The sequence below is a fragment of the Vibrio sp. 10N.247.311.47 genome, assembly GCF_041467535.1.
In the GTDB taxonomy this organism is placed as follows: Bacteria; Pseudomonadota; Gammaproteobacteria; order Enterobacterales; family Vibrionaceae; genus Vibrio; species Vibrio crassostreae_C.
In genome coordinates this window covers 19,731-44,333 of record NZ_JBFSUR010000035.1, presented here as the reverse complement: position 1 = coordinate 44,333, position 24,603 = coordinate 19,731, and the positions used below count along the sequence as shown (strand labels likewise).

The 24,603-nt window shown below is 45.4% G+C and carries 24 protein-coding genes; 17 read left to right on the top strand and 7 right to left on the bottom strand.

Translation table 11 applies throughout. The features are described 5' to 3' along the window. The first annotated feature begins 68 nt into the window (after positions 1-68). The gene (locus tag AB6E51_RS19920) at positions 69-2,567 is read left to right on the top strand and encodes an EAL domain-containing protein (protein WP_372058912.1); all 2,499 of its coding nucleotides are present in this window, start codon (positions 69-71) and stop codon (positions 2,565-2,567) included. Positions 2,568-2,759: 192 nt separating this feature from the next. Beyond that, positions 2,760-5,240 carry an EAL domain-containing protein gene (locus AB6E51_RS19915; protein WP_372058911.1) on the top strand — a complete coding sequence of 827 codons (2,481 nt, stop codon included), beginning with the start codon at positions 2,760-2,762 and terminating at the stop codon, positions 5,238-5,240. 145 nt (positions 5,241-5,385) lie between these two features. Here AB6E51_RS19915 and AB6E51_RS19910 read toward each other — a convergent pair whose 3' ends face one another. Together AB6E51_RS19910 and AB6E51_RS19905 are read right to left on the bottom strand one after the other, a co-directional pair. Then, positions 5,386-5,982 (bottom strand): tRNA-uridine aminocarboxypropyltransferase, encoded by a 597-nt coding sequence (locus tag AB6E51_RS19910; protein WP_017061019.1) that lies wholly within the window; start codon positions 5,980-5,982, stop codon positions 5,386-5,388. A 2-nt stretch (positions 5,983-5,984) separates the two neighbouring features. After that, complete coding sequence (locus AB6E51_RS19905) at positions 5,985-7,529, bottom strand: COG3650 family protein (RefSeq protein WP_102332796.1); 1,545 nt, start codon at positions 7,527-7,529, stop codon at positions 5,985-5,987. A gap of 39 nt (positions 7,530-7,568) precedes the next feature. Here AB6E51_RS19905 and AB6E51_RS19900 point away from each other — a divergent pair, with 39 nt between their 5' ends. Further along, complete coding sequence (locus AB6E51_RS19900) at positions 7,569-8,036, top strand: EVE domain-containing protein (RefSeq protein WP_017061021.1); 468 nt, start codon at positions 7,569-7,571, stop codon at positions 8,034-8,036. An 87-nt stretch (positions 8,037-8,123) separates the two neighbouring features. Here AB6E51_RS19900 and AB6E51_RS19895 read toward each other — a convergent pair whose 3' ends face one another. Together AB6E51_RS19895 and AB6E51_RS19890 are read right to left on the bottom strand one after the other, a co-directional pair. Continuing rightward, positions 8,124-8,951 carry a Cof-type HAD-IIB family hydrolase gene (locus tag AB6E51_RS19895; RefSeq protein ID WP_017061022.1) on the bottom strand — a complete coding sequence of 276 codons (828 nt, stop codon included), beginning with the start codon at positions 8,949-8,951 and terminating at the stop codon, positions 8,124-8,126. Positions 8,952-9,133: 182 nt separating this feature from the next. Next, positions 9,134-10,114, bottom strand: coding sequence for an alpha/beta fold hydrolase (locus tag AB6E51_RS19890; protein WP_017061023.1), 981 nt, complete (start codon positions 10,112-10,114; stop codon positions 9,134-9,136). 81 nt (positions 10,115-10,195) lie between these two features. On the opposite strand from AB6E51_RS19890, the gene rhtB reads away from it, so the two are divergent. The 7 genes from rhtB (at position 10,196) to AB6E51_RS19855 (ending at position 16,708) form a co-directional block, all read left to right on the top strand. After that, positions 10,196-10,813 (top strand): homoserine/homoserine lactone efflux protein, encoded by a 618-nt coding sequence (gene rhtB / locus AB6E51_RS19885; RefSeq protein WP_017061024.1) that lies wholly within the window; start codon positions 10,196-10,198, stop codon positions 10,811-10,813. Positions 10,814-10,858: 45 nt separating this feature from the next. Then, complete coding sequence (locus tag AB6E51_RS19880) at positions 10,859-12,079, top strand: EAL and HDOD domain-containing protein (RefSeq protein ID WP_017061025.1); 1,221 nt, start codon at positions 10,859-10,861, stop codon at positions 12,077-12,079. A 99-nt stretch (positions 12,080-12,178) separates the two neighbouring features. Further along, positions 12,179-12,520 carry a metalloregulator ArsR/SmtB family transcription factor gene (locus tag AB6E51_RS19875; RefSeq protein WP_017063763.1) on the top strand — a complete coding sequence of 114 codons (342 nt, stop codon included), beginning with the start codon at positions 12,179-12,181 and terminating at the stop codon, positions 12,518-12,520. A gap of 173 nt (positions 12,521-12,693) precedes the next feature. Further along, positions 12,694-13,695: an ArsJ-associated glyceraldehyde-3-phosphate dehydrogenase gene (locus AB6E51_RS19870; protein WP_136989529.1), complete on the top strand. Its 1,002-nt coding sequence runs from the start codon at positions 12,694-12,696 to the stop codon at positions 13,693-13,695. A 21-nt stretch (positions 13,696-13,716) separates the two neighbouring features. After that, a complete protein-coding gene (locus tag AB6E51_RS19865) occupies positions 13,717-14,208 on the top strand; it encodes a cyclin-dependent kinase inhibitor 3 family protein (RefSeq protein WP_017061028.1) in 492 nt (163 codons plus the stop codon). Between the two features lie 96 nt (positions 14,209-14,304). After that, positions 14,305-15,525, top strand: coding sequence for an organoarsenical effux MFS transporter ArsJ (gene arsJ / locus AB6E51_RS19860; RefSeq protein ID WP_029235838.1), 1,221 nt, complete (start codon positions 14,305-14,307; stop codon positions 15,523-15,525). A 169-nt stretch (positions 15,526-15,694) separates the two neighbouring features. Continuing rightward, positions 15,695-16,708, top strand: a complete 1,014-nt coding sequence (locus AB6E51_RS19855; protein WP_372058910.1) for an acyltransferase — start codon at positions 15,695-15,697, stop codon at positions 16,706-16,708. Between the two features lie 60 nt (positions 16,709-16,768). Here AB6E51_RS19855 and AB6E51_RS19850 read toward each other — a convergent pair whose 3' ends face one another. After that, the gene (locus tag AB6E51_RS19850) at positions 16,769-17,098 is read right to left on the bottom strand and encodes a DUF2500 domain-containing protein (protein WP_017061032.1); all 330 of its coding nucleotides are present in this window, start codon (positions 17,096-17,098) and stop codon (positions 16,769-16,771) included. Positions 17,099-17,342: 244 nt separating this feature from the next. Between AB6E51_RS19850 and AB6E51_RS19845 the strand changes: the two genes are divergently transcribed. The 4 genes from AB6E51_RS19845 (at position 17,343) to AB6E51_RS19830 (ending at position 20,383) form a co-directional block, all read left to right on the top strand. Continuing rightward, positions 17,343-17,717 (top strand): hypothetical protein, encoded by a 375-nt coding sequence (locus tag AB6E51_RS19845; RefSeq protein WP_004736595.1) that lies wholly within the window; start codon positions 17,343-17,345, stop codon positions 17,715-17,717. 927 nt (positions 17,718-18,644) lie between these two features. Beyond that, on the top strand, positions 18,645-19,265 hold the full coding sequence (locus AB6E51_RS19840) for a lysoplasmalogenase (RefSeq protein ID WP_017061033.1): 621 nt from the start codon (positions 18,645-18,647) through the stop codon (positions 19,263-19,265). A 90-nt stretch (positions 19,266-19,355) separates the two neighbouring features. Next, entirely contained in the window at positions 19,356-19,592 is a 237-nt protein-coding gene (locus AB6E51_RS19835; protein WP_017066763.1) for a YecH family metal-binding protein, read from the top strand. 206 nt (positions 19,593-19,798) lie between these two features. Next, positions 19,799-20,383: a YhgN family NAAT transporter gene (locus tag AB6E51_RS19830; protein ID WP_017061035.1), complete on the top strand. Its 585-nt coding sequence runs from the start codon at positions 19,799-19,801 to the stop codon at positions 20,381-20,383. 80 nt (positions 20,384-20,463) lie between these two features. Here the strand turns inward: AB6E51_RS19830 and AB6E51_RS19825 are convergent, their stop codons facing one another. Together AB6E51_RS19825 and rsmD are read right to left on the bottom strand one after the other, a co-directional pair. Further along, positions 20,464-20,730, bottom strand: a complete 267-nt coding sequence (locus AB6E51_RS19825; protein ID WP_372058908.1) for a DUF1145 domain-containing protein — start codon at positions 20,728-20,730, stop codon at positions 20,464-20,466. A 10-nt stretch (positions 20,731-20,740) separates the two neighbouring features. Further along, positions 20,741-21,343: a 16S rRNA (guanine(966)-N(2))-methyltransferase RsmD gene (rsmD, locus tag AB6E51_RS19820; RefSeq protein WP_017066764.1), complete on the bottom strand. Its 603-nt coding sequence runs from the start codon at positions 21,341-21,343 to the stop codon at positions 20,741-20,743. A 230-nt stretch (positions 21,344-21,573) separates the two neighbouring features. On the opposite strand from rsmD, the gene ftsY reads away from it, so the two are divergent. The 3 genes from ftsY (at position 21,574) to ftsX (ending at position 24,529) form a co-directional block, all read left to right on the top strand. Further along, a complete protein-coding gene (gene ftsY, locus AB6E51_RS19815) occupies positions 21,574-22,818 on the top strand; it encodes a signal recognition particle-docking protein FtsY (protein WP_372140067.1) in 1,245 nt (414 codons plus the stop codon). A gap of 78 nt (positions 22,819-22,896) precedes the next feature. Further along, positions 22,897-23,574 (top strand): cell division ATP-binding protein FtsE, encoded by a 678-nt coding sequence (ftsE, locus tag AB6E51_RS19810; protein WP_004736585.1) that lies wholly within the window; start codon positions 22,897-22,899, stop codon positions 23,572-23,574. Beyond that, positions 23,561-24,529: a permease-like cell division protein FtsX gene (ftsX, locus tag AB6E51_RS19805; protein ID WP_017061038.1), complete on the top strand. Its 969-nt coding sequence runs from the start codon at positions 23,561-23,563 to the stop codon at positions 24,527-24,529. The genes ftsE and ftsX overlap by 14 nt, the downstream gene beginning before the upstream one ends. The last annotated feature ends 74 nt before the right edge of the window (positions 24,530-24,603 follow it).

The following is a 24,603-nucleotide window of genomic DNA, read 5'->3' as shown; positions in this document are numbered from 1 at the left end:
ATCGATTCATTTCAGTCATAGCAGTGGTTGCGGGTTGTTACTTCACTCGATTTTGAACAAGGGTTGGCATGCAAACATTTACATTTCTCGCAAATACTGAGGCGTTATTTAGAGCTCAATTTGATCAGCGAGAATGGTGTGACAGCAAACAGTACCTTATTCAAATTTTCTCAGCTCAATCTTCAGATCTAGCTCGTCAAATCGCGGGTGTTGCCCTCAATCGTTTAAATAATGCGACGCTAATTGGCCAGAGTGCTCGTCATGTTATCTGTGATAATTGCCTTGAAAGTGCATGCACCTTAGTCATCATCAGTGAGTTCAACGAAACCCATCTAACCTCTGCGGTCCAGCCTTTTTCCGGCAATCCAAATCAAGACAGCCAAGACTTAGCTTTTCAGCTGCGCCTTACAGAAGAAACCAAAACGGTCATCAGCTTGTGCGATCAGGTTGAAGGGCGTGATTATCCTATTTATAGCGCTTTTGAAAATTTGCCTTACGCCTTGCCGATAGCTGGTGGACTGTGCCATGAGAATGAATTTGGCCGTTGGGTTATGTATAACGAGCAAACCTACCAGCACGCCTGTGTTGCTGTGGCTCTGACTAACCCAAGATTGAAGGTTTGGTCGGACGCGTACTCTGAGTGGAACCCGATTGGGATGAAGCTACGAGTCACACACGCAATCGGAAATCGCTTATACGCATTGAACGACAAGCCGGCTATTGAAGTATTCAAACATTACCTTGCGGATGGCAAAGACCTTCCTTTTAGTCAACTGATGAGCTTTCCACTTTATCGAGAACTTGGCAGAAAGAAGGGTATCTCGACGCCGCTACGTATTAATGATGATGGCAGTATTGAGTTTGATAGCCCTTGGCATGTCGGTGAAGAGGCGCAGTTTTGTTATAACCACCCATCGCTCACTGCAGAAAAGGTGCACCACGGTGCCGAGATGCTAGCCATGCATCAGCCTGAATCGGTGATCATTTATAACTGCGTATCTCGACTTGAATTTATCGACAGTAAACTTGAGCTCAAGCCATTTGAAGGGATAGTGAATACATGTGGTGCCTACTGCATGGGGGAGCTATACCGTAATGAAGACCGCCAAGAGATACTGCACCACAGCTTGACTTATATCGCTATGCGCGAGTCTGACGAGATTAAAGAGTTTCATTGCGAAGACTTTCAGTGTGGCTCAACCGTGTCGCCATTGCTTAACCTAGTCAGAAATGCAGTCGCTGATCTCGACAGTATGAATACTCAGATGGAAAAGAAACTCCATCAACAAGCGCGTCGCTTAACCGAAAGCTATCGCATTGACTCGCGTACTGGTTTGCCGAACCGTATCGTACTGAAAGAGCGCCTCAATACGATTCTGTTCAGTGAACATCTGCTGACCTTAAAGCTAACCAACTTCCATCAGGTTAACGAGAAGTATGGTTATCAAGTGGGGGATCAGCTGCTACTCGATCTGTCTAATCACTTTATCGAGCGATTACAGCTTCGTGTGGTTAAAGAGCCTCGCGTGAAGGTAGAGCTATTCAGTATTGGTGTTGGAGAGTGGGCGATTATCTTCAATGCTAGTGTTGGTAGTACGAAAATAAAAGAAGGTTTCGTTGAGTTCGCCGATGACATCGAACACATAAATTTTGAGCCATATGGTTTGGCTGATATTGATTACCTGTCAGTTTCTCTGTGTGGCGGCTTTGCTAGTCGTTGTGACTTCTTAACCGACAGTGGTGACCAGATCTTATTGAAAGCGATCGAAGCTCGACGCTATGGAGTACGTAACAATACCCACATCACCAATGCCAAAGATATTCAGGTGAGCGAAGAGGACCGCAAAGAGCAACTCGGTTGGTTGAGTTGTGTAAGTCGTGCGATTCTAGATCAGAACATCATCACCTATTCCCAGCCGATTGTGGAGTCGGTTACGCACGAAATGATTGGCCAAGAGTGCTTGGTCAGAATCATGGAGTCAGACGGTACCATTGTGCCACCAGGTAAGTTCTTACCTATCATTGCCGACACGCACCTTTACACTCGCCTCAGCCGACACATGATTAAGAACACCATAGGTTATATGGCGGATAAGCAAAGCCCATTTTCTATCAACCTATCCCCGCAAGATTTGTTGAGCGATAAGACGCTCGAGGTCCTTGAGGCTGCGATCAGTGGTATGAACGATCCTACTCGACTTGGTTTAGAAGTTCTCGAGTCTGAACAGATTAAAGATTATGGCCGCATGATTGAGGTGTGTGATCACTTCCGTGCGCTTGGGGCGAGAATCATTGTTGATGACTTTGGCTCTGGTTATTCCAACATCGAGGAAATCATTAAGCTTGAGCCACAGATCATTAAGCTCGACGGTAGCTTGATTCGTAATATCGACAAAGATCAAAAACAAAGAAACATAGCCTCTCAGTTGATTCGTTTGTGCCAAGTGTTCAATGCCAAAACGGTCGCTGAATTTGTCCATAACCAACAGGTTTGTGAGATAGCAGAGCAAATGGGTGTCGATTATCTGCAGGGTTACTACTTCGGTGAGCCTAAGCGACTGTTTTAGCAGTTAAAGCTTCCCGCATTGTGTAACGACTGGCTATAAAAGTACTGCGCCGCCATTAATGACTGCTTTTTGGCGGAATGAATGATGTCTAACTAAGGTCACATTATTCATAACGCGATCGCAAGTATTCCGTGCAAGCCTTATCTATAATAAGCACAATAATAAATCATTAACGTAACGATTAATGTGAATATGCAGTCGACTTCTCTCCTGATACAAGACATTGAGCAAACCCAACGTGAATTGGAAAAGATAGATTTTCATCAACATGAAAGCCTACTGATTCAGGTGTTTTCGTCTTTCGAGAAAGGTTCTGTTTTGGCTGCCTGCCAAGTGATTCAATCGACTTTTCCCAATGCCAAATTGATTGGTTGCAGTGCTAACCACTACATTAGTCAAGGTGTCATCCTGCATCAAGGTCTTTATCTGATTGTTACCCGCTTTGACGCGACGTCTTACTCTTGTGGTGTTGTCGAATATAGCGAACAACCATTGCTCGATAGCCACGCTATGTGGCAACAGCTTGAGTGCAATGATAATACTCAAAGCATCATCTGTTTCGCAGACCGCTTGCAGATAAATAACCGAGATTTATTTTCAGCGTTTGAGCAGTCGATGTATTCATTACCGATCTGTGGCGGTGCATCGACCATCACAGATAATGGGCGATGGGTGATGTTAGACGGCATTTGCTATGAAAATGCCTATGTGATGTTGGCGCTGCACAGTGTTGAGCTCTCCATCGCTAAGGGTTACTACACTGAATGGAATCCGATTGGTCGAACTTTTCGAGTGACAGGTGCTCAAGAGAACCGGTTGTTGGAACTGGATGGGATGCCTGTTCGCGAACTCTACAATCGTTACCTCGCTGATGGCCTCGAAGTGCCTTTTGAGCAACTGCATAACTTTCCCTTGATGGTCGGTGACCCGAAAGAGCAAAACATTCACTTACCGCTCAAGGTAACGGAAAGTGGAGAGATAGAATTCAGCGGCCTGTTCCAAGTGGGCGATGAGGTCCGGTTTTGTTATGACCATCCATCACTGACCTTAGAGCAGATACGACTGGGCGTGCAGCAGATCGCCTCTCATAGGCCAGGACAGTTCTTCATTTATAACTGTACATCTCGTATCGACTTTATTGATGGCAACCAAGAGGTTGAGGTTTTCCAAAAATTGGCCGACAGCTATGGCGTTTACTGCATGGGAGAACTTTATCAAGAGAATGGCCAACAGCGAATCTTGCACCATAGCCTCACTTATCTTGCGCTTAGAGAAGGCGAGGGTAAGGCGGTATTGCCATTAGAGACGCAACCCGCGACCAACATATCCCCTCTGTTTTCATTGATCCGAAATGCACTGCTTGATGTCGATGACATGAACAACAGCATGGCGAGTAAGATTCAGCAGCAAGCCACTGCATTGACGGCAAGCTATCGAATTGATCACCGTACAGGTTTACCCAATCGAAGTGTGCTGCGTGAGAAACTGTCGAAGATGAGCAGTGATAGCCACTTACTAGCTTTGAAGGTCACGACCTTTGGTCAGATCAATGAGAAGTATGGTTATCGAGTAGGTGACAAGCTTCTGCATGATTTGAGTGAGTACTTTCAAAAGGCGCTGTGGCAGTTCTTTGATGAGGGCTGTCAGCTCTACAGTATCGGTATTGGTGAGTGGGCGGTGGTGTTTGATAGTTGGGCGAGCCAAGAACATATTCATCAGCGATTCTCGGAATTTGCCGATCAAACCGAGCATGTGAATTTTGAGCCTACCGGTTTACCCGATATTGATTACTTGTCGGTGTCTATCTGTGCGGGTATCGCCAGCCGTCGAGATTTCCCGACTACCTCTATTGATGACTTATTGTTGAAGGCGATTGATGCGAGGCGCAGCGCTGTCAGCCAGAACAAGCACCTAGTGAGCGCCAAGGCACTCATTCAATTGGAGAAGCATCGCCAAGAGCAACTTGGTTGGCTGTCGTGCGTGAGTCGCGCGGTGCTTAATCAGAATATTGTGGCGTGCTCTCAGCCCATAGTTTCAGCACACAGTCATCAGGTAGAGAGCTACGAGTGTTTGGTTCGAATTGAAGAGGACGGTCAGTTAATTGCACCGGGTAAGTTCTTGCCAATCATTGAAGGAACCCATCTCTATACACGCCTCAGTCGTCAGATGATAACGCGCACCTTGGATTTTATGAGTCAGCGAACCGATTCGTTCTCAATTAATTTAGCGCCACAAGATTTCAGCAATGAGAAAACCATTCTTCACCTTGAACAAGCGATCAAGAAAATCAGTCACCCACAGCGTATTGGCTTGGAGGTGTTAGAAACGGAACAAATTCAGGATTACGGTCGCTTGATTGAGGTGTGTAATCACTTCCGCGATCTTGGTGTGAATATTATTGTTGATGACTTTGGTTCGGGTTATTCGAACATTGATGAGATATTGAAGCTAGAACCACAGGTGATCAAGCTTGATGGCAGTTTGATTCGCAATATTGATAAAGATAAAAAGCAGCGCAAGATCGCTCAGCAGTTGGTGAGCTTATGCCAGATTCTGAATGCTAAGACGGTGGCGGAGTTCGTTCATAATGAGCAGGTGTGCCGTATTGCTGAAGACATGGGGGTCGATTACTTGCAAGGGTATTACTTTGGTCAACCTCAGCGTTTGTTTTGATGGAGCGAGCGTTTCACGTGAAACACTGGTTGGCTCAATAACGAAAATACGATGTAAAAAGGGTGAGCTTATGGCTCCCCCTTTTTGTTTTTAGTGTCTGTCTCGTCCCGAAATGTGTTTTTACCTTCCCGCGCGCCTGCTTGGTCTATTTGAGGGCGTGGCCACACTTGTCGGCGTGGAACACTTTTAGATAATGCTGGTAGTAGTCATCAATGAGCTTGGCAGATTCACTTTCACCTAAAGATTTGAGTAACTCAATACCCACTTCACAAGTACACAAGTGGCCACTGTCTTGGTTGCGGCGCAAGGTGTATGAAGATTCGCTGGTAATATCGAGGTGAACTTGCGGAACGGCTTGTAACCACGAGCTCTTGTTAAGCATCTTCTTCGCTTCTTGCCATGTGCCATCCAAGATGATGAATAGCGGCTTACGGCTCTGGGCTTGGGTCATTACAGCTTGCTGGCACTCGACACTTTGATCACTTGGGAATAAAAGAAACGGTTGTCGTGTTTCATCGTCAAGCAGTGCGATGAGCTCCGCTGGTGGTGTTTTCCTTTGCCATACAATGGACTGACACTGATCAAGGGATTGCTGAAGCAGCTTCCCTGTATTGGTATCGCGTGACAGTTCATTCTCATGAGTGAGCAGTACAAGATCGATTTGGCTTGCGACACTAGGTATCAGGTGACAAATACATTGGTGAGTGAAGCTACAACCATGGCAAGCTTGTTGGTTACTCATGTTTACAACTTAACTCCACTTTGTGCGGGTGAGATACCATCAGCAAACAAAACCACGTCGCTGATATCAGCATCATCTGCAACTGGAGCGACACTTGGGTTTAGCGGGTAGCTGACACCAGAGTATGAAAGTGTGTGTTTCGCCGGTGTTGCACCGCCGCCACTGACATTGAAGATCAGATCCTGCCAGCCGTGGTTTTGCGATTTACCTAAGCGTATGTCGCCCTTAACCAGTGTCACTCGGCTATTGAAGCGCCAGTTATCTTGATGGTTTTCGAAAATTAGCAGTGTACAGCCACCAGAACCACACCAATCGAGTTGGGCGAACAGCTCTTCTTTACCGTCGCCGTTGAGGTCGTAGGTTAACCAGCGGTATTTAGTGTCGTCAGGTGAGCTGTTGTTGATCTTAAAGTATTCGCGGATCGCTTGGTCGACTTTTGGATCAAGTTGATCGCTGGAGTTCACCTGCTTTGCGGTTAGATCAACGTTAGTGGTGGTGTTTACTTGTGCTTGCGCACTCTTAGCTTCGAATAGCACCAGACCGCCATTGGCAATCGGATACACCACGTTGCCCACTTTCTCTTTTTCAGCGATTAGCTTGCCATTCTCGAGTGTGAAGATGCGCTCGGAGATCAAATATTGTTGCTGGTGGCGAGTCATAACCACTTGTACCTGATTTTGGTTCAGTTGCTGCCAGAAGCCTTGTTCAACAATAGAAGGGTCTCCATTGCTGTATGAATAAGTCGTGATAGCACTGTGGTCATTGTTGAGTTCAAGGTTGATAGAGAACCCTGAGTTTTGCGTTGAGCTAGCGAAGTAGAGTCCGCTCCAGTCCAGCGTTGGATCTTGGTTAGAGACCGTCGCACAGCCATTATAGTTACTGTCATTGAGGTTAAGCTTGGCATGCCATCCATAGATAGAATCGCTCATGCCGTCGCTACAGCTCTCTTTCGTAAGGTTGAGTTTGCCTTGTGCAGCTTTACCTTCTAATTGGTAGTCACGGCTGCTCGATGTGGTGCGGCTTGATTCAATATCGAGGGTCTGTGGCTGTTCGCCCATCTTGGTGTATTTCAGCTGGTCTTTATCGAAGGTTGCTGACCAGAAGGGTTCATTACCAAATACTCGTGTTGAGCGCAGCGGTTGGACGCAGCGATCTGGGTTCTCTGCGGTTAGGATGTTCACTTGGTCAACCACGAAACGCGCTGTGAAATCTGCGTTATAACCCGTTTGGCTCGGCACGGTTAGGTGACCAATCAGCTCGCCATATAAGGCTTGGTAAGGTCTCGTTGAGAGCCCTTGTGCTTCTAACGCTAACTCTGGAGATAAGTCTAACCAGTATTGTTGTTGGCTACCGCAAGGAGTGAAGGTTCGGCTTTCATGGCCAACCACCACCTGACCACGCATGATGAAGGTTTGCGGTTGAATGCTCAGTGGCTCATCCAAGTTTGCTGGGGGCTGTTCAGGTTGTTGCGGCGTATCAGGTGCCGTAACACAGCCTTGTAGAGCGAACGCGACTAGCCATGTCACTGGGTTTTTCATTACCTTCATGTTATATCTTCCTCGGAGCAACCGTTAATTGGATTTATTATGGCATATTGGTTATTTAAAACAGAACCCGACACCTTCTCTATTCAGACTCTTAGAGTACAAAAAACCTCTTGTTGGGAGGGTGTACGCAACTATCAGGCTCGAAACATGATGCGTGATGACGTCAAGCTTGGCGATCTGGTGATGATATACCACTCATCATGTAAAAAAGTTGGCGTAGCGGGGATCGCTAAAGTAACCAGAGAAGCCTACCCAGACCACTTTCAGTTCGACCCTGAGAGTGATTACTACGATCCTAAGTCTTCACCCGATAACCCACGCTGGATCATGGTGGATGTCGAGTTTGTGCGAGTGACTGAGCGCTTGATTCCTTTGGTTACGCTTAAAGCCATGCCTGAACTCTCCGAAATGCCCTTGGTGAAACGCGGTAATCGCTTATCGATCATGCCGGTTACCGAACAAGAGTGGCAGGCAATCTTAAGCAAAGAAGTGTTAGGTTCTCGATAGCGTTAGAGAGAGCTTTTTACGTAAGGTTCAAAAAAGGCAGCCAGTTGGCTGCCTTTTTATTTATTCAGATCTGTTCAACGAGCGAGATTAGAGCAGATGCTTTTCTAGGTAGTGAGCAACGGCATCGTCTGCGTTACTGCCAATCACTTCATTGTCAGGTAGTGCTTTCATCACTTTCTCATGTGATGTACCCATGATTAGACCTTTACCCGCCATAGCCAGCATTTCAGCGTCGTTCATGCCATCACCAAAGGCAACACAGTTATCCAGAGTCAGGTTTAGTGATTTTGCAACAGCGTCTAGAGCGTGGCCTTTAGAGACTTCAGCTGCCATCACTTCCAGACACCAAGGTGTAGAGAAGGCGATGTTCAGTTTGTCGCCAAAAGCATCTCTTAGCTTTTGTTCAAACGTGACGAGATATTCGTGGTCTTGTTCTGGATGTGTGAAGAAGACTTTCGCGATGCCTTCGCTTGGTGCGTTTTCAGCTTCAAAGCGCTTGTAGCTAAAGCCAGACTCACTGTGGAATTTAGCCAACATTTCATCTTCACGGTCTAGTAACCAATCTTCATTCTGGTACATGTGAATAAAGAGGTTTGGATCTTGGCGCACAATATCAATAACTGGCTGAACGAGTTCCTGAGGTACGTTCTGGCTATACATCAGTTGATCGTTTTGGTCATGCACGCGTGCACCGTTTGAAGTGATCATGTACGCCGGAATACCTGCTATCTGACGAATACCCGCCACATCGACGTGGTGACGACCCGTAGCGAAGATGAAGGTATAACCTTGGTCGTGTAATTTCTTAAGCGTTAGCTTGGTAAAGTCGCTTAGCTGATGGTTGGGAGCCAAAAGCGTACCATCTAAATCAGAAGCAACAATTTTCACGGAATCTTTTAGTGCAGGAATACTCATTTAACCCTCATTGCAAAATGCTTAACCAATATTGACGCTAGCCAGCGCTAGAATCATTTTAACTACAATATCTCTAGGTAGAAATTGTATGCCAAATTCATGCAAGAAAAGAGGGCAAAGCTCACTTACTTCTCTTCCTCTTTAGCGCTTATTTTCTTGGTAGGTTGCTTAGCCTATTAGCTCTAGGCGAAAAACTGATTGATCGCATCCAGTGTTTGATTGCGATATTCATCCTGCTCAAACAACACCTCATGCCTAGAACCCTCAATCAACTTAAACTGACAATCAGAGTTGGTTTTCTTCAGCTTAGAGATGAACTTTACTTGAGCACTGTTACTGACAATCTTTTCATCCCCAGCTTGAATCAATAGCAGAGGGATCTTGATTTGACGAGTTTGTTGAATTGCTTGCTTGGCGGCCATTAACCCTTGCCACACCCAACGCGTGCTTGGTCCACCCACCTGCAAAGATGGAGACTCGTCATATAAGCGGCGGAACCACTGATAGCGAACCTTACTGTGGCTCAGTAAGTTGTTTTCAAAAGGCTTCGAATAATATGCTTGCTGGCCCGGCGCGTAAGTTGGCTTGGCATAAAAAGCGGTAAGCACTTGTCCAACGATCATCGCGATAGGTTTCAGGTACCACTCGGTATTGATACCAAACATCGGAGCGCACAGAGTCACCTTATCAAACGGGTGGTCTGGATGGGTTTGTAGGTAGCGAGTGGCTATGGTGCTGCCCATTGAGTGTGCGAGCAGGTAGCGATTGGAATACTTACTGAGATCAAAACTGGCAATGACGTCAGACATGTCAGATTCATAATCATCAAACTCATGAATGTGACCAATGTCAGAGTCTGTTACCATACGTTCAGACTGGCCTTGACCTTGGTGGTCAAATGAATAAACGTCATAGCCTTGTTGATAAAAATCATAAAAGATTTCTTGGTATTTTTGGCAGCATTCGATACGGCCATTTGAAATCACAATAGCTTTGCTGTGCTTTTCTGAGGTGAGGCTGCACCAGTACAGTTTCTTTTTACCAGACGATGTTAAAAACCCCTCTTTTCTTTGTTGCCAAAGAGCGTTGATCGGGTGTTTAATCGCATGATCGAACTGAGGTTCTTGAGTGTAAGGGAAGGTGGCTTCGCTGTGGTTTTCCATGGGAAATTACCTGAACTGATGCGTGTGAGAGCTTTATTGCTACTAATGTTGTTAGATTAAAGAACTAGTAAGGAAATGCAAATGGATACTCATGTTTGGCTTGCTTATGTTGTCACAGCGATTTTGTTTAGCTTGGCTCCGGGCTCGGGTACCGTTAACTCAATCAGTAATGGGCTTAGCTATGGCACTAAAAAGTCACTCGCATCAATTGTTGGCTTACAGCTTGGTCTTGCGTTTCACATTATGCTGGTGGGCGCGGGTATCGGTGCACTCGTTGCTAAGTCTGCGTTGGCGTTCACCATCATTAAGTGGGTCGGCGTGGTGTACTTACTTTGGTTAGGTATTCAAAAGTGGCGTGATAGCTCGAGCCTAGTAGCATCTGAAGAAAGCTCTACTCTGTCGAGTGGCAAACTGCTGAGAAACGCTGTGCTTATCAACCTAACTAACCCGAAATCAATCGTGTTTTTGGTGGCTTTGTTTCCTCAGTTTATTGACCCTACACAACCTCAAGCACCTCAGTTATTAGTGCTAGGTGTGACGACAGTATTCATTGATAGCGTTGTTATGTTGGGTTACACCTCATTAGCGTCACAAATGGGACGTTTTATTCGCTCTGATCGCATAATGGGTAAGATAAATAAAATATTTGGTGGTATGTTCATGGGCTGCGGTGCTTTGCTAGCTGCCGCGAAAGCTTAGATTAAGCGACTGAGTTATAGTTAAACCAATCAGAGTTATCAAGAAATGACCGCTACATACGTTGCTCGACAACCTATCTTAAATCGCAAGAGGAATACACTCGGCTATGAGTTGTTATTTCGCGATGGAGAAAAGAATGCGTACCCAGCGCATATTGAGTCTAATCGAGCAACGTATCGTCTGATTGTTGAGAACTTCTTGTCTGTTGGTCTTAACCCTTCTATTCCATCTTCACGCTGCTTTATCAACTTCCCTTATCAAAGTTTGATTCGTCGACTGCCCTTAAGTTTGCCGAAAGATAAGGTGGTGGTAGAGATTCTGGAAACCTGTAAACCAACAGATGAATTGTTGGAAGCGGTTAAAGACCTTTACCAAGCGGGTTACATGATTGCCCTAGATGATTTTACTTCGACCCCAGAATGGGAACGTTTCCTTAAATACACGCATATCGTAAAGCTCGATATTATGCAGATGGGTTTGGATGAAGCGTGTGATTTGGTTAGGGCGCATCAAGGGAAAAAGTTTAGCTTTTTGGCGGAGCGCGTTGAGACCGAACAAGAATTCCAGCAAGCCAAAGAGGCTGGCTTTAAGTTTTTCCAAGGTTACTTTTTCAATAAACCGGAAATCATCAAGAGTAAATACATTAGCCCTGAGCAAGTGATTGCTATGGAGCTGTTTCAAGAAGTGTGTAAGCCCGATGTGGACTTTCAACGGGTGGAGAGCATTGTCGCGAAAGATGTGGCGCTCTCATATAAGCTGCTGCGTTTTGTGAATACTATGTCGCCGCGCCTTGAAGTTACCATCTCTTCTTTTCGTCAGGCTTTGGTATATCTAGGTCAAGAGAAACTGAAAATGTTTGTCTCGTTAGCCGTCGCCTCTTATGTGTCCGATAAAAAGCCTAAAGAGCTGTATGGATTGTCTCTACAGCGTGCTCAGTTTTGTCAGCGTATGTCTCGCTATCAGGCATTTGAAGGGTATAGAGAACAGGCCTTTATGATTGGCTTATTCTCCTTGTTGGATGCTCTGTTGGACTTGTCGTTAGATAACTTAGTCGAGCAGTTGCCGCTGTGTAAAAGTATCAAGGTTGCTCTATTACGTAGAGAAGGGCCATATGGTACCTTGCTCGCACTTGAAGAGAGCTTTGAGCATGCCGATTGGCAACAGATTGATGAGCACTGCGCCGATTTAGGATTAAGCGTGGATCAGGTTAAAACGGAGCTTACTGAAGCGCGCCGTTGGAGCCATACCGTGACCAACAAGCTCTGATATTTCTTCGTTAAACTTTTATGACAATTGAAACGCACGCCTTGACGTGCGTTTTTTTATATCTAAGATATGTGTATATCCATATATGAGTATGTTTTTATGCTTCCTCACCAATTTTTTAAATTACTGTCCGATGAAACGCGAGTGCGTTGCTTAATGTTGATAGTTCGCAATGAGTGCTTATCGGTTGGTGAGTTGACTCAGGCATTGCAAGAAAGTCAGCCAAAGGTTTCACGCCATCTTGCGCAGCTGCGTTCAAACGGTGTTTTGATTGATGTTCGCCAGGGGCAGTGGGTGTTTTACCGCCTGTCACAAGATTTACCAGGTTGGATGCTAAAGTTAATTGACGACCTTATTGCATCGAACTGTTTGAAAACTGAATACCAGCAAGATATTGAGCGCTTAGAGTCGATGAACTCACGCCCAGTATGTTGCGTTTAAATACATTAAAACTTAATGCCGAAATAGTTGTAGTTGCAGCTAGGCGACAAGTGAACTTATCCCTATGAGCATAGTGGCTCTATGTAATTAGGGCGGCCGGCGATCCGGTAAGTGAACGTAGTCAACAACGCTGCGGCTTCAAATATGAAGGCAATTAACTGAGAGAACAGAAAATGACAGTCAAAGTAGGTATTAATGGTTTTGGTCGTATCGGCCGTCTAGCACTTCGCGCAGCATTCGATTGGGATGAGCTAGAATTTGTTCAAATTAACGATGTTGCTGGCGACACAACAACACTGGCCCACCTTCTAGAATTTGATTCAGTTCAAGGTCGCTTTCACCACGAAGTAACTGCAGAAGGCGATGAGATGATCATTAATCGCCAGCGCATCAAGACCACACAAGAGCGCGACATCGATGCGATCGACTGGTCTGGTTGTGATGTGGTTATCGAAGCGACAGGTGTTCACCGTAAGACCTCTTTCCTAAACAAATACCTAGAGCAGGGCGTGAAACGTGTTGTGGTATCGGCGCCAGTGAAAGAAGAAGGCATCGCAAACATCGTTGTTGGTGTGAATGACAATATCTTCGACCCTGCGGTACACAAAATCGTAACGGCAGCGTCTTGTACAACGAACTGTATCGCGCCAGTGGTTAAGGTGATCAACGAGAAGCTTGGTATCGAGAACGCAGCCTTCACCACTATTCACGATTTAACTAACACGCAAACTATTCTTGATGCGCCGCACAAAGACTTACGCCGCGCACGTGCATGTGGCATGAGTCTTATCCCAACAACGACGGGCAGCGCCAAAGCGATTGTTGAGATCTTCCCTGAGCTAGAAAACCGCATCAACGGCCACGCAGTTCGTGTACCGCTAGCGAACGCTTCTCTGACAGACATCATCTTCGAAGTGAAGCAAGACACCACGGCAGAAGAAGTTAACGCGATGCTGAAAGAAGCGTCTCAGAATGAACTAAAAGGTATTCTTGGCTTTGAAGAGCGTCCACTGGTTTCTATCGATTACAAAGGCGACCAACGCTCAACAATCGTGGATGCACTATCAACGATGTTGGTCGGTAAGCGCATGGTTAAGATCTACGCTTGGTACGACAATGAGATGGGTTACGCAACACGTACCGCTGAGCTTGTTCGTACCGTTGGCCTTGCTTAATAAGAATCTGGAGAAGATATAATGATACATCCAACATGGCAACTAGACCTAGAGCAAGGTGCGCTAGTGCTTACTCCGTGCCCAGGCACAAAAGAAGCAACGCTTGATGCATCACTGGCTCAGCTAAAAGAGCAAGGCGTTGAAGCTATCGTGACAGCACTTGATGACCATGAGCTTGCAAGCAAAGACGTGGCGGCACTTGGTGAAAAAACACGTGCGTTAGGTATGCAATGGTTCCAGATCGAAATTGAAGACGACTGTGCACCGGGTGCTGGTTTTGCTGCGAAGTGGCAAGCAGCTAGCCCTGAGCTACATAACATCGTCGATAACGGCGGCAAGGTTGCAATGCATTGTATGGGCGGCTCTGGTCGCACTGGTTTGTTCGCAGCTCACCTACTGTTAGAAAAAGGCTGGGATTTGAGCAAGGTAGTTCAAGAGGTGCAGGCACTGCGTCCAGGTGCCTTCACTAAACCTATCCAGGTTGAATACATTAATGGCGTAGCGAATAGCTAATAGTCATCAGTGTTAGACAGGGAGCTTTTGGTATCTGGAGTGTTGAACTTATCATGATCCAAAAGCTCTTTTTGTTTAGATTGCAGAGATAGCGTTATGTTTTCAAATCTAAGTAAGAGCGTTCGCCAATACATGTTGGTGACTTTTAACTACTGGAACTTCACCATTACTGATGGTGCACTTCGCATGTTGGTGGTTCTGTATTTTTACGACCTTGGCTACAGTTCGTTAGAAATCGCCTCACTGTTCCTTTTCTATGAATTCTTTGGTGTGGTGACTAACCTAATCGGTGGCTGGTTAGGGGCGCGTCTTGGCCTCAATAAGACCATGAACATTGGGTTAGGCATGCAAGTCGTCGCCTTGGGTATGCTCGCGGTGCCAACGGCAATGCTGACCATTCCTTGGGTCATGGCGGCGCAAGCCTTGTCTGGTATCGCTAAAGACCTCAATAAGATGAGTGCCAAGAGCTCAATTAAGACTCTGGTTCCTGATGAACAACAAGGCGCGCTTTATAAGTGGATTGCGATTCTGACCGGATCTAAGAATGCGCTTAAAGGGGCAGGCTTCTTTATTGGTGGTTTACTGCTTTCAACGATTGGCTTCCAATACGCCGTGCTCGCGATGGCAGCCGTGTTGGCATTGGTCTTCGTTGGCAGTGTGTTGAGCTTAGAAGCGGACATGGGCAAAGCGAAAACCAAGCCTAAGTTCAAACAGATCTTCTCTAAGTCTGAATCCATCAACATCCTATCCGCAGCACGTATGTTCCTGTTTGGCGCTCGTGATGTGTGGTTTGTGATTGCTTTGCCGATTTACCTAGGCAGTGTGTTTGGTTGGGATCACTCATGGGTTGGCGGTTTCTTAGCTGCTTGGACTATCGCTTATGGCTTTGTACAGGGCATAGCGCCGAAGATTACTGGTAAAGCTCAAGGTAAGGTGCCAGATGGCCATGCCGCGCTGTTATGGGCTGGTGCGCTGGCTATAGTGACCGCTGCTATCGCTTATGCGGTACAGATTGGCTGGCAACCCGAGTTAGTTATTATCGGTGGCTTGATGGTGTTTGGTGTCATCTTTGCGGTGAACTCATCACTTCACTCATATTTGATTGTGAGTTATGCGAAAGGCGATGGCGTTTCTCTTGATGTCGGTTTCTACTACATGGCAAACGCGATGGGCCGTTTGATTGGCACGATATTGTCGGGCTTGGTATTCCAAATGGCAGGTTTGTCTGCGTGTCTGTGGGTTTCCTTCGCATTCTTGGCGATAACGACGGTGATCTCTCTGCGTTTACCGAAAGTGCCGCAAATTTCAGCGGCATAAGCTTCAGCCACATGAGCCTCATTTGTGAGAGCTCAAGTCGCAGAAGCTAGAGTCGTATGAGCTAAATTCGCGATAAGTATCTCCTTTAACACTAAGCTGACTTGGTATTTATTCCGGTCAGCTTTTTTATTGCTATAGTAGAATGATTGAATATTAATCAGGCATTTACATGAAGCAGCGAATTCTCTTTTTTGATTTAGCACGATGTGTCGCGGCCGTAGCGGTTATCGCGATTCATGTTTTGGCGCCTTATCGCAATGAGTTGGGCACTATTCCTTTCGGTGAATGGCTTACTGCCATTACGGTAAACGGTTTCAGCCGCTGGGCAGTACCTGTGTTCATTTTGATTACTGGCGCACTGATGCTCAGTGATCAGCGCCCGTTTGACGCCAAATACTACCTCAAGCGTCGTTTGGGCAAGGTACTGATACCTTTCATTGTCTGGTCGCTTTTCTATACCTATCTGTCGGGCTGGTCGGCAATGGGCTTTGATGCCGACGTCAGTTGGGACGTGTTGCTTAATAGCTACCATCATTACACCTATTACCACCTTGGTTTCTTCTATTACTTCATCCCACTCTATTTTGTGATTCCGTTCTTGCAGATCATGGTTAGAAAGTACGGTGATAGATCGGTCTATGCCTTTACGGCGGTATGGTTGTTCACAGCATTGCTGTTCTTACTGAAAATCGATGGCCCTTGGAGTCACGAATTGTGGTTGTACACCGGTTACTTACCATTGGGTTACTTGCTGTATAAGATTGTGCCACTTAACAAGATGACCGTTGGCGTGAGTGTGTTACTGGGTGGGCTAGCGTTACTAACCACGGTTTACATGGTGGTTGATGCAAGCTTGGTAGCAGAAGAGTACACGGTAGGGCGCTGGCTATCTTACAAAACGTTGAATACCGTATTAGCCGCGAGCATGGTGTTCATGGTATGCCGTTACTATGGTGAAGGCCTGTCTGAGAAGAGTAACCAAGTGGTTGGCTTTATCAGTAAGCACAGCTTAGGTATTTACCTGCTGCACCCGATTTTCTTGTGGCCGATGAAAGAGTTTGGTTGGTACCAAGGACATCCGGCATGGGTTATTCCATTATGGATTGTGATCAGCGGAGCTGGCGCATTATGGATGAGCTGGTTGGTGTCTAAGTCAGAGAAAACGCGTTGGTTATTGCCTTAGCGGTGATTGCTAAGGCTTTCTGATGGATTGCTTAGGGACGACAGTTGAAGCGGCTGACGTTTAGCGCTTCAACGCAAAGTGTAAGAACTTATCGCCTTGGTAGGTTAAGGTTCCTTTGTCGCCAGGGTTAAGGGCGTGGAAATAGTGGATGCCGACTTGGAATTCTCGCTTCGGACCAACCACACCACGTTGAACGTAAATCCAGTACTCTTGATCTTCTTGGCCCGGTTCTGCGTCAGGAAGGTCGATCGATTGTTTGTCTAACACCGTGACATTCACTTTCTTCTCTGGCGCATTTTCACCTTGCGAGTGTTTTCGATAGAAACCAATAAATACCCAAGCCGCTAGAGCAGCGAGAGCAAAGATGGCAAAAAAGAGTGAATTAGGCATATAACCTCCATGTAGTCGTGATGGTTATTCTAGTCTTTCAGGCAATAGGGATATGTGTTTAAAGCCGTTATTCGTGAACTGTTGTAAGCCAAGCTGATTATTTTTCGGCAGACATCACATTTAATGGTCAGTTTGGGATAAAGCATTGTTATTTATTGTCTCTTTCTCTCGTAAATAACAGTGATTTTGTATAAGAATAGGGAAATGCTCGACTAGAATTATAGTGTGGAGTGGGAGGGCTAAGATGACCGATATTGAAAAAGTGGTGACAAGAACTCGCAATATAGAGAAATTATTGAGGCTTCAATATCATGCCGAAGGCGAAGGATTGCATGAGCTTGTAACAAGCTGTGAAGAAAGGCTACCGCACGATATGGTGAGCAAGCTGCGCTATATCGCAACGTGTCGTAATAAGGTAGTCAATGAACATGAGGCTAAGTTGGAAGACCAACATAAGTTCATCATGATGTGTAACGACTGTGAGAAGGAGCTGACTCCACGTAGTGGTCGTTTTATCTGGCGAGTTGCGATCTTACTGATGATGGCAATGACTTTAGCTGCCGCAGGTTTCTATTATGCGAACTGGGATGTGCTAACACTGCATCTGTTTTCGAAGTGAAAAAATTGAACAAAAAAAGGGACGCTCATGGCGTCCCTTTTTTTATCTGTAACTTGCTTAGTACATCATCGGTAGTGTCATTAGACCTACAACTACCGCGATCATTACAAGTCCTTGTCTTTGCGAAGATGAAATCATAACACTACTCCTAAATTTGGTTGTCTCTCGCTATGTTTTAAAGAATAGCACTACTTATGGCCTTAGATCAAGAATTACTTTCGAAAGCTTTAAAAGTAGTAGAAAACTATGAGTTTTTGGCTTGTTTGGCAGTGTTTAACTGTGTTTTATGGTGTGTTCTTAATTTGTTCGTTGTGATTTATGTTTGTTCTAATTTGATTTAACTTGTTGTTTTGTAATGGTTGTTTTGTGTAATTTATATTGTTAAAGGTTGTTAAACTGTATTAATAGAGGTTGGTGGTGGCTAGGTTGGTTTTGGTTGGTTTTTTAAGTTTTCGGCTTGGTTTTTGTGGCGATTTTTACCGGAGGCTTGAAATAACCTGACAAAACTGGGCGTTAAAAAAGAAAACTGGCTACTTTACAAGTCTAGGCTTGGTTGGCGTTTTTATTTTCCTATTAATCTTGAGTTTGTTTATTTAAGTTATTGTTATTATTTACTTTAAATGTGGTTATTTTAATTTTTTAAGTGTGGTATTTTACGGAATTAGGCCGGTTTTGGTGGGGTCGATAGGTTAGAATTGGCCAAAATTCAAGTATGGCGACTCTAATGCCAGTTTGAATGGGTTTTATGATGATTCGTTCTAGTTTTAAACGAATGGCCATTGTCATGGTGGTAATTGTTACGACTTCAATCTAAAGAGACTCTTTTTAGTGGAAGCGTAATCAAGATCCAATTTTGAGGGGCTGAGGCTTTACATCAACACTCGTGTGCCTAGACTGGCGACGATTTAAAGCAATAGGGCAAGTGGTATGTGGAGTTGGTTAGCGGTTTCCTTATCTGGTATCGGAGCAATAGCAGGAACGAAACATGGACATATCGGTCAGGCCTTATCGTATAAGGTATTTACCTTTGTATTATTAGCGACAATTGCTTTAACTCAGTCGGTTGTGGCTGACTTTACCTATTGGATAGTTGCGGGGTTGGCTATCTCTGCGATCGCAGATGTGCTTCATACTCTCACTCAAAAACGCCCTCTGCATTTTGTCTGCTTCTTATTGGCTCAACTCTGTTACAGCAAAGCTTTTTGGTTACAGCTATCAGGTGAAATGGTTTGGTGGTTGTTCGCGCTGTTATTGGCAGCTTGCGTTGTTGCTTTCTTTTTACTGCTGCCACGCTTAGACAAACTCGTTTTTCCCGTGGTCATCATGGGCATTGTGCTTATTCAGTTAGCATGGGCTTCTGGTGAGGTTTGGCTGCTGGATCCTCAGTTATCACACGCGGTCGGTTTTGCTGGCTGTAGCGTGCTGCTCCTTTCGGCCTTAGCTTATGCGCTAAACAGTTACCGCAGCCCAATCAAGGGCGCTTACTTTTGGGTAACGGGCAGTTACTTTCTCGCACACGCATTCATCGTCGCATCGATTACTATTTAGGGTAGAGCTCTCTCAAGCCTGAGCTACATCAAAACGGCGTTGCTAAAACTCGGTACTCTACGTGTAATTCATTAAACATGAGATTGAGTTATGACGACTGAAATTCACGCACACAACGTTTTAAACCTGCTTAGTGAAAAGCCACTGACTCGCGAAGAGCTAACATTAGCGCTTGCTCAAACCTATGGCGAAGAAGCTCGCTTCCATACTTGTAAGCTCAATGGTCTGGATTTAGATAGCCTGTTGAAGTTTTTCTTGAAGATGGAAAAGGTTGTCGTTGTCGATGATAAGCTTTGCACTAACCGCGAACGTGTGTGTAATCACTAATTCTTAGTGGCTTGTTTTATTCGTGAATAAAGAGTGGGTGCATGTTTCGGCTCCACTCTTTTCATTACCTTTCAATCTGCTTTCGCTAATTTGCCTTCTTATAACATCCCCTTTTAAAAGCATCAGTTAACCCGCTTATCACTGCGTTCGAAAATCAATGTTGAGGCTGCTATACTCCGCGCACTTACGCTTTTCGAGACAAACTTATGGAAATCTTATCTGCAGCAACCATGCTGTTTCTTATCATGGACCCGCTTGGCAACTTGCCAATCGTGCTCTCTATCCTTAAGCATATTGACCCGAAGCGTCGCCGTATTGTTCTGATTCGTGAGCTGATGTTCGCACTGGTTATCTTGCTGCTGTTCTTATTTGCGGGTCAAAGCATCATGAACTTCCTGCACGTGCAGCCTGAAACCTTGAGTATCTCTGGCGGTATTATTCTGTTTATTATCGCGATTAAGATGATTTTCCCAAGCGCAGGCAGCATTACTGGCCTTGCGGCGGGTGAAGAGCCGTTTATTGTGCCGATGGCGATTCCTATGATTGCAGGTCCGTCAGTGATTGCTGCACTGATTCTGCTGTCGACCCAGCATCCAGACAACATGTTAGAGCTTTCAGCGGCTGTGATGCTGGCTTGGGGCGCTACCTTCTTCATTCTGATGTTTAATGGCTTCTTCCTACGAGTACTAGGTGAGAGAGGGCTTAAAGCCATCGAGCGCTTGATGGGCTTGTTACTTGTGATGCTATCGACTCAAATGTTCTTGGATGGCGTGAAGGGCTACATGGGCTAGTGTTGCTACCATTACTCAATAAAAAAACGCCGCTCTACTGAGCGGCGTTTTTGTATCTGTTTCTTCGGTTTTTATTTCGATTACATCATGTGCTTACGACGGATATCGAGTAGGGCAAAGACTCCGAAAATCAATATTGACCATTTCTCCCAACGTGACATCTCGATCTTATCGCCGAATGCACCGATGAAAATCAGCATCTGCAGGCCGTGCATGAAGAACAAGAATGCGGTCATGATATAAAGCGCAATCGCAGCATTACCCGGAAACGGGTAGAAAATATTTACGATTAAGATAAACCAAACAAAGGCGATGGCTGTTTTTGCTAGTGGAAGCAAGAACTTCATTCAATAACTCCTATTCTTCAGTGATTCGATTGAACAGTCGGTAGCTTGACTGTCCGGTGGTCTTGTCGCGATGCAATTCCCAGTTCTCTGGCATAGCTTCGAGTTTCAGTTCTTTCTCTGTCTCGACGTAAATGATGGCATTGTCTGCAAGCCAACCGTTACTCTCAAGCAGTTGTACTGTTTCTGCCAGTAAGCCTTGACGAAATGGTGGATCAAGGAAAACCATATCGTAAGGCGTGCCCGGTTTCTTAAGGAAAGAGATAGCATCAGTATTCACGACATTAATGTTGTCTGCCTTGAGCTCTTTCGCGTTATCAGAAAGCTGTTTAGCCGCCTTTTGATTCATTTCGAGCAGTGTCACCATTTTGGCTTGGCGAGAAGCTGCTTCAAAACCTAGACCGCCAGAACCGGCAAATACATCCAAGCAAGTTGAATGTGGGATATCTTGAGCCACCCAGTTAAAGAGTGTTTCTTTTACTCGGTCAATGGTTGGGCGTAATCCTTCTAAATCATGAACAGGCAGCTTTCTACCTCTCCATGAGCCACTAATAATTCGAACAAAGCCTCCGGATGGCTTTTTTTGTGATGTGTTTTGCTGGCGACGTCTTACCATAGATTTTTTGACCGCTAATAAAGTGATACTATACCGAGCCCAATTTAAGTGGGTTCGTGTATTAAATAAATTTGCAATGACAAAGTGTATCAAGCTAAAAGCAAACTTATCACTGCTTTGTCATTTTTCTTTACTATTCGTTTGTACAAGCTTGTATTGTATAACAATAGCAAAGAGTCGACGTGTATTAAGTCAATACAGCTAATTAGTAGATCTAGGAAACTCCTCTGATGACGGAAAAAAAGAAGCGCGGATTATTATCGTGGCTTGGTTTTGGTGAAGAAGAACAAAGCCCAAAAACTCAGAATGAAGCGAACGTAGAAAGCGTTGAAGATCAAACTGAAGTTGAATCACAAGTTGAGGCTGAACAGGTCGCGCCTGAAGCTGAACAAGTTAAGCCAACTGAATCTGAGCAAGCGCTTGAAGAAGCTCAACAAGAGCAGCAACCTGTCGCAGCAGAAGCAGAAGCAGAAGCAGAAGCAGAAGCAGAAGCAGAACAGGAAGAAGTGGCAGTTCCTCAAGCTAAGGTTGAAGAAGTACAAGAGAAGCCGACAGAAAGCTTCTTTGCTCGTCTTAAGCGCAGCCTAAGCCGCACTAAAGCAAACATCGGTGCTGGTTTCTTTGGTCTGTTCAAAGGCAAGCAAATCGATGAAGACCTGTTTGAAGAGCTAGAAGAGCAACTTCTGATTGCTGACGTGGGTATGAATACCACGGTTAAGATCATTGAAAACCTGACAGAAAAAGCATCTCGCAATGACCTAAAAGATGGTGAAGCGCTTTATGGTCTGCTCAAAGAAGAGATGGCAGACATCTTAAGCCAAGTGGAACAGCCACTGGTTGTTGATACCACTAAAAAACCTTACGTTATCTTAATGGTGGGTGTGAACGGTGTAGGTAAGACAACTACGATCGGTAAGCTGGCGAAACAATTCCAAAATGAAGGCAAGAAAGTGATGCTAGCAGCGGGTGATACCTTCCGTGCTGCAGCCGTTGAACAGCTTCAGGTTTGGGGTCAGCGTAACGATGTGCCAGTTATCGCTCAACACACTGGTGCGGACAGTGCGTCTGTTATCTACGATGCGATTGAAGCAGCGAAGGCTCGTGGTGTTGATGTTGTGATTGCTGATACAGCCGGTCGTTTGCAGAACAAGAGCAACCTGATGGAAGAGCTACGCAAGATCGTTCGTGTAATGAAGAAGATTGATGACTCTGCGCCACACGAAATCATGCTAACGCTCGATGCAGGTACAGGTCAGAACGCTATCAGCCAAGCGAAGTTGTTCAGTGAAGTGGCTCCAGTTACGGGTATTACACTGACTAAGCTAGATGGTACGGCGAAAGGTGGTGTAATTTTCTCAATTGCTGACCAGTTCCAGATTCCAATCCGCTACATTGGTGTGGGTGAAGGTATTGATGACCTGCGTCCATTTGAATCTAAAGACTTCATTGAAGCACTATTTAGCCGCGAAGAGTAACGCGAGTAGCAAAGTGGTTTATCCTTAATCTGCTACCGTTTTAAAATTTGATATTAGTGATCGTAAGAGGAATTTTCGGTGATCAAATTTCAGCAAGTGAGTAAAGCCTACCGAGGTGGAAGACAAGCGCTCCAAAAAGTGGACTTTCACCTGAAACGTGGAGAGATGGCTTTTTTGGGTGGGCACTCTGGGGCTGGTAAAAGTACCTTGCTGAAGTTGATCTGCGCGATAGAGCGTCCAACTGATGGACGTGTCTGGTTCAACGATCACGATATCACTCGTATCCCAGCCAAAGACATTCCTTTCTTACGCCGTAATATTGGGATTGTTTTTCAAGACCATCGCCTGCTGATGGACCGTTCGATTTTCGATAACGTCGCTCTGCCTATGCGTATTGAATCTATTTCTGAAAACGAAATAAAACGCCGAGTCAGTGCTGCGTTGGATAAAACCGGTTTATTAGATAAAGCCCGTTGTTTGCCAAGCCAACTTTCTGGTGGTGAACAACAACGCGTGGGTATTGCTCGCGCCGTGGTTAACCGTCCAACTCTGCTTTTAGCCGATGAGCCTACCGGTAATCTAGACCCTGAATTATCTAACCGTGTGTTGCGATTATTTGAAGAATTCAACCGCGCAGGTGTGACGATCATCCTAGCGACGCACGATATCGGGTTAGTGAACACTCGCCCTCAGTACCGCCATCTTGAATTAAACCAAGGATTTTTGAGTGAGGTTGAAGACTATGGCCGCGAATAAGCGCATCAAAAAACCTCAATCTAATCGAGCAGCAAACCGTGCTTCAAGCGACGGCTTCTTTGTTGTTCACTGGAAACAAGCCAAGTCATCGTTCTCGCAAATGTGGCAGCGCCCGTTAGGCAACTTACTGACCCTTGCGGTGATCTCTATGGCGTTGGCGATGCCAGCTTGTTTGTACCTATTAGGTAAAAATGTAGGGGAAGTGGCGCAAGATGTCACTAGCCCGTCACAAATAAGTGCTTATGTAGAGGATGGTATTCCTGAGCCACGAGTAATGGTGCTTAAGGATGAAATCGAAAGTTGGGATCAAGTTGAGCTCGTGGAGTACATTTCTCCGCAGCAAGGGCTTGCAGACCTCAGCCAGTATTCTGGTTTTGAAGACGCCCTAACCATTCTCGACGATTATTCACTGCCAGGTGTGCTGGTGATTACGCCAAGCGTGCACAGCGATACCTTAATTAAAGAGCTGGCAGGCACAGTTAAACAACAAGAATTAGTGACCGATGTTCGCCTAGACGAAGATTGGTTAGCGCGATTAGATGCGATCAAAGCATTAGCGGCTGTCATCGTGATTACCTTAACGGTATTGATGCTGGGCGCGGTATTTCTGATTATCGGCAATACACTACGATTTAATGTGTTGGCGCATAAAGAAGAGATTCAAACCATGAAGCTGATTGGTGCGACCGACAGCTACATTCTTCGACCATACCTTTATGCTGGGATGTGGTTTGGCGTTTTAGGTTCGATTAGCGCTTGGGTAATGACGGCATTGATTACCGTATTGCTGAACAGCGCGGTGGATGATTTGGCTCAGCTATACGACAGCCACTTCCGTTTAATTGGCCTGAGTTGGGATGAATCTTTACTGCTTTTGATCGTCGGAACTCTGCTTGGTAGTGTGGCTGCAAAGCTTTCTGCACAGCGTCACCTAAAAGAAATTGAACCAGTTTAGGTGAATAGAGTCATATTTAGACGAAAAATAGGCACTTCTTAACCAGTTTTTGCCTTGTATAGACGAATTGATTA

Coding starts and splice junctions, on each gene's coding strand:
- AB6E51_RS19880 (WP_017061025.1), top strand. CDS start 10,859: ATGACCGCTACATACGTTGCTCGACAACCTATCTTAAATCGCAAGAGG.
- AB6E51_RS19900 (WP_017061021.1), top strand. CDS start 7,569: ATGGCATATTGGTTATTTAAAACAGAACCCGACACCTTCTCTATTCAG.
- AB6E51_RS19850 (WP_017061032.1), bottom strand. CDS start 17,098: ATGCCTAATTCACTCTTTTTTGCCATCTTTGCTCTCGCTGCTCTAGCG.
- rsmD (WP_017066764.1), bottom strand. CDS start 21,343: ATGGTAAGACGTCGCCAGCAAAACACATCACAAAAAAAGCCATCCGGA.
- AB6E51_RS19825 (WP_372058908.1), bottom strand. CDS start 20,730: ATGAAGTTCTTGCTTCCACTAGCAAAAACAGCCATCGCCTTTGTTTGG.
- AB6E51_RS19920 (WP_372058912.1), top strand. CDS start 69: ATGCAAACATTTACATTTCTCGCAAATACTGAGGCGTTATTTAGAGCT.
- AB6E51_RS19890 (WP_017061023.1), bottom strand. CDS start 10,114: ATGGAAAACCACAGCGAAGCCACCTTCCCTTACACTCAAGAACCTCAG.
- AB6E51_RS19865 (WP_017061028.1), top strand. CDS start 13,717: ATGATACATCCAACATGGCAACTAGACCTAGAGCAAGGTGCGCTAGTG.
- AB6E51_RS19905 (WP_102332796.1), bottom strand. CDS start 7,529: ATGAAGGTAATGAAAAACCCAGTGACATGGCTAGTCGCGTTCGCTCTA.
- rhtB (WP_017061024.1), top strand. CDS start 10,196: ATGGATACTCATGTTTGGCTTGCTTATGTTGTCACAGCGATTTTGTTT.
- AB6E51_RS19855 (WP_372058910.1), top strand. CDS start 15,695: ATGAAGCAGCGAATTCTCTTTTTTGATTTAGCACGATGTGTCGCGGCC.
- AB6E51_RS19870 (WP_136989529.1), top strand. CDS start 12,694: ATGACAGTCAAAGTAGGTATTAATGGTTTTGGTCGTATCGGCCGTCTA.
- AB6E51_RS19915 (WP_372058911.1), top strand. CDS start 2,760: ATGCAGTCGACTTCTCTCCTGATACAAGACATTGAGCAAACCCAACGT.
- AB6E51_RS19845 (WP_004736595.1), top strand. CDS start 17,343: ATGACCGATATTGAAAAAGTGGTGACAAGAACTCGCAATATAGAGAAA.
- ftsX (WP_017061038.1), top strand. CDS start 23,561: ATGGCCGCGAATAAGCGCATCAAAAAACCTCAATCTAATCGAGCAGCA.
- AB6E51_RS19830 (WP_017061035.1), top strand. CDS start 19,799: ATGGAAATCTTATCTGCAGCAACCATGCTGTTTCTTATCATGGACCCG.
- AB6E51_RS19895 (WP_017061022.1), bottom strand. CDS start 8,951: ATGAGTATTCCTGCACTAAAAGATTCCGTGAAAATTGTTGCTTCTGAT.
- AB6E51_RS19840 (WP_017061033.1), top strand. CDS start 18,645: ATGTGGAGTTGGTTAGCGGTTTCCTTATCTGGTATCGGAGCAATAGCA.
- AB6E51_RS19835 (WP_017066763.1), top strand. CDS start 19,356: ATGACGACTGAAATTCACGCACACAACGTTTTAAACCTGCTTAGTGAA.
- AB6E51_RS19910 (WP_017061019.1), bottom strand. CDS start 5,982: ATGAGTAACCAACAAGCTTGCCATGGTTGTAGCTTCACTCACCAATGT.
- AB6E51_RS19875 (WP_017063763.1), top strand. CDS start 12,179: ATGCTTCCTCACCAATTTTTTAAATTACTGTCCGATGAAACGCGAGTG.
- ftsY (WP_372140067.1), top strand. CDS start 21,574: ATGACGGAAAAAAAGAAGCGCGGATTATTATCGTGGCTTGGTTTTGGT.
- arsJ (WP_029235838.1), top strand. CDS start 14,305: ATGTTTTCAAATCTAAGTAAGAGCGTTCGCCAATACATGTTGGTGACT.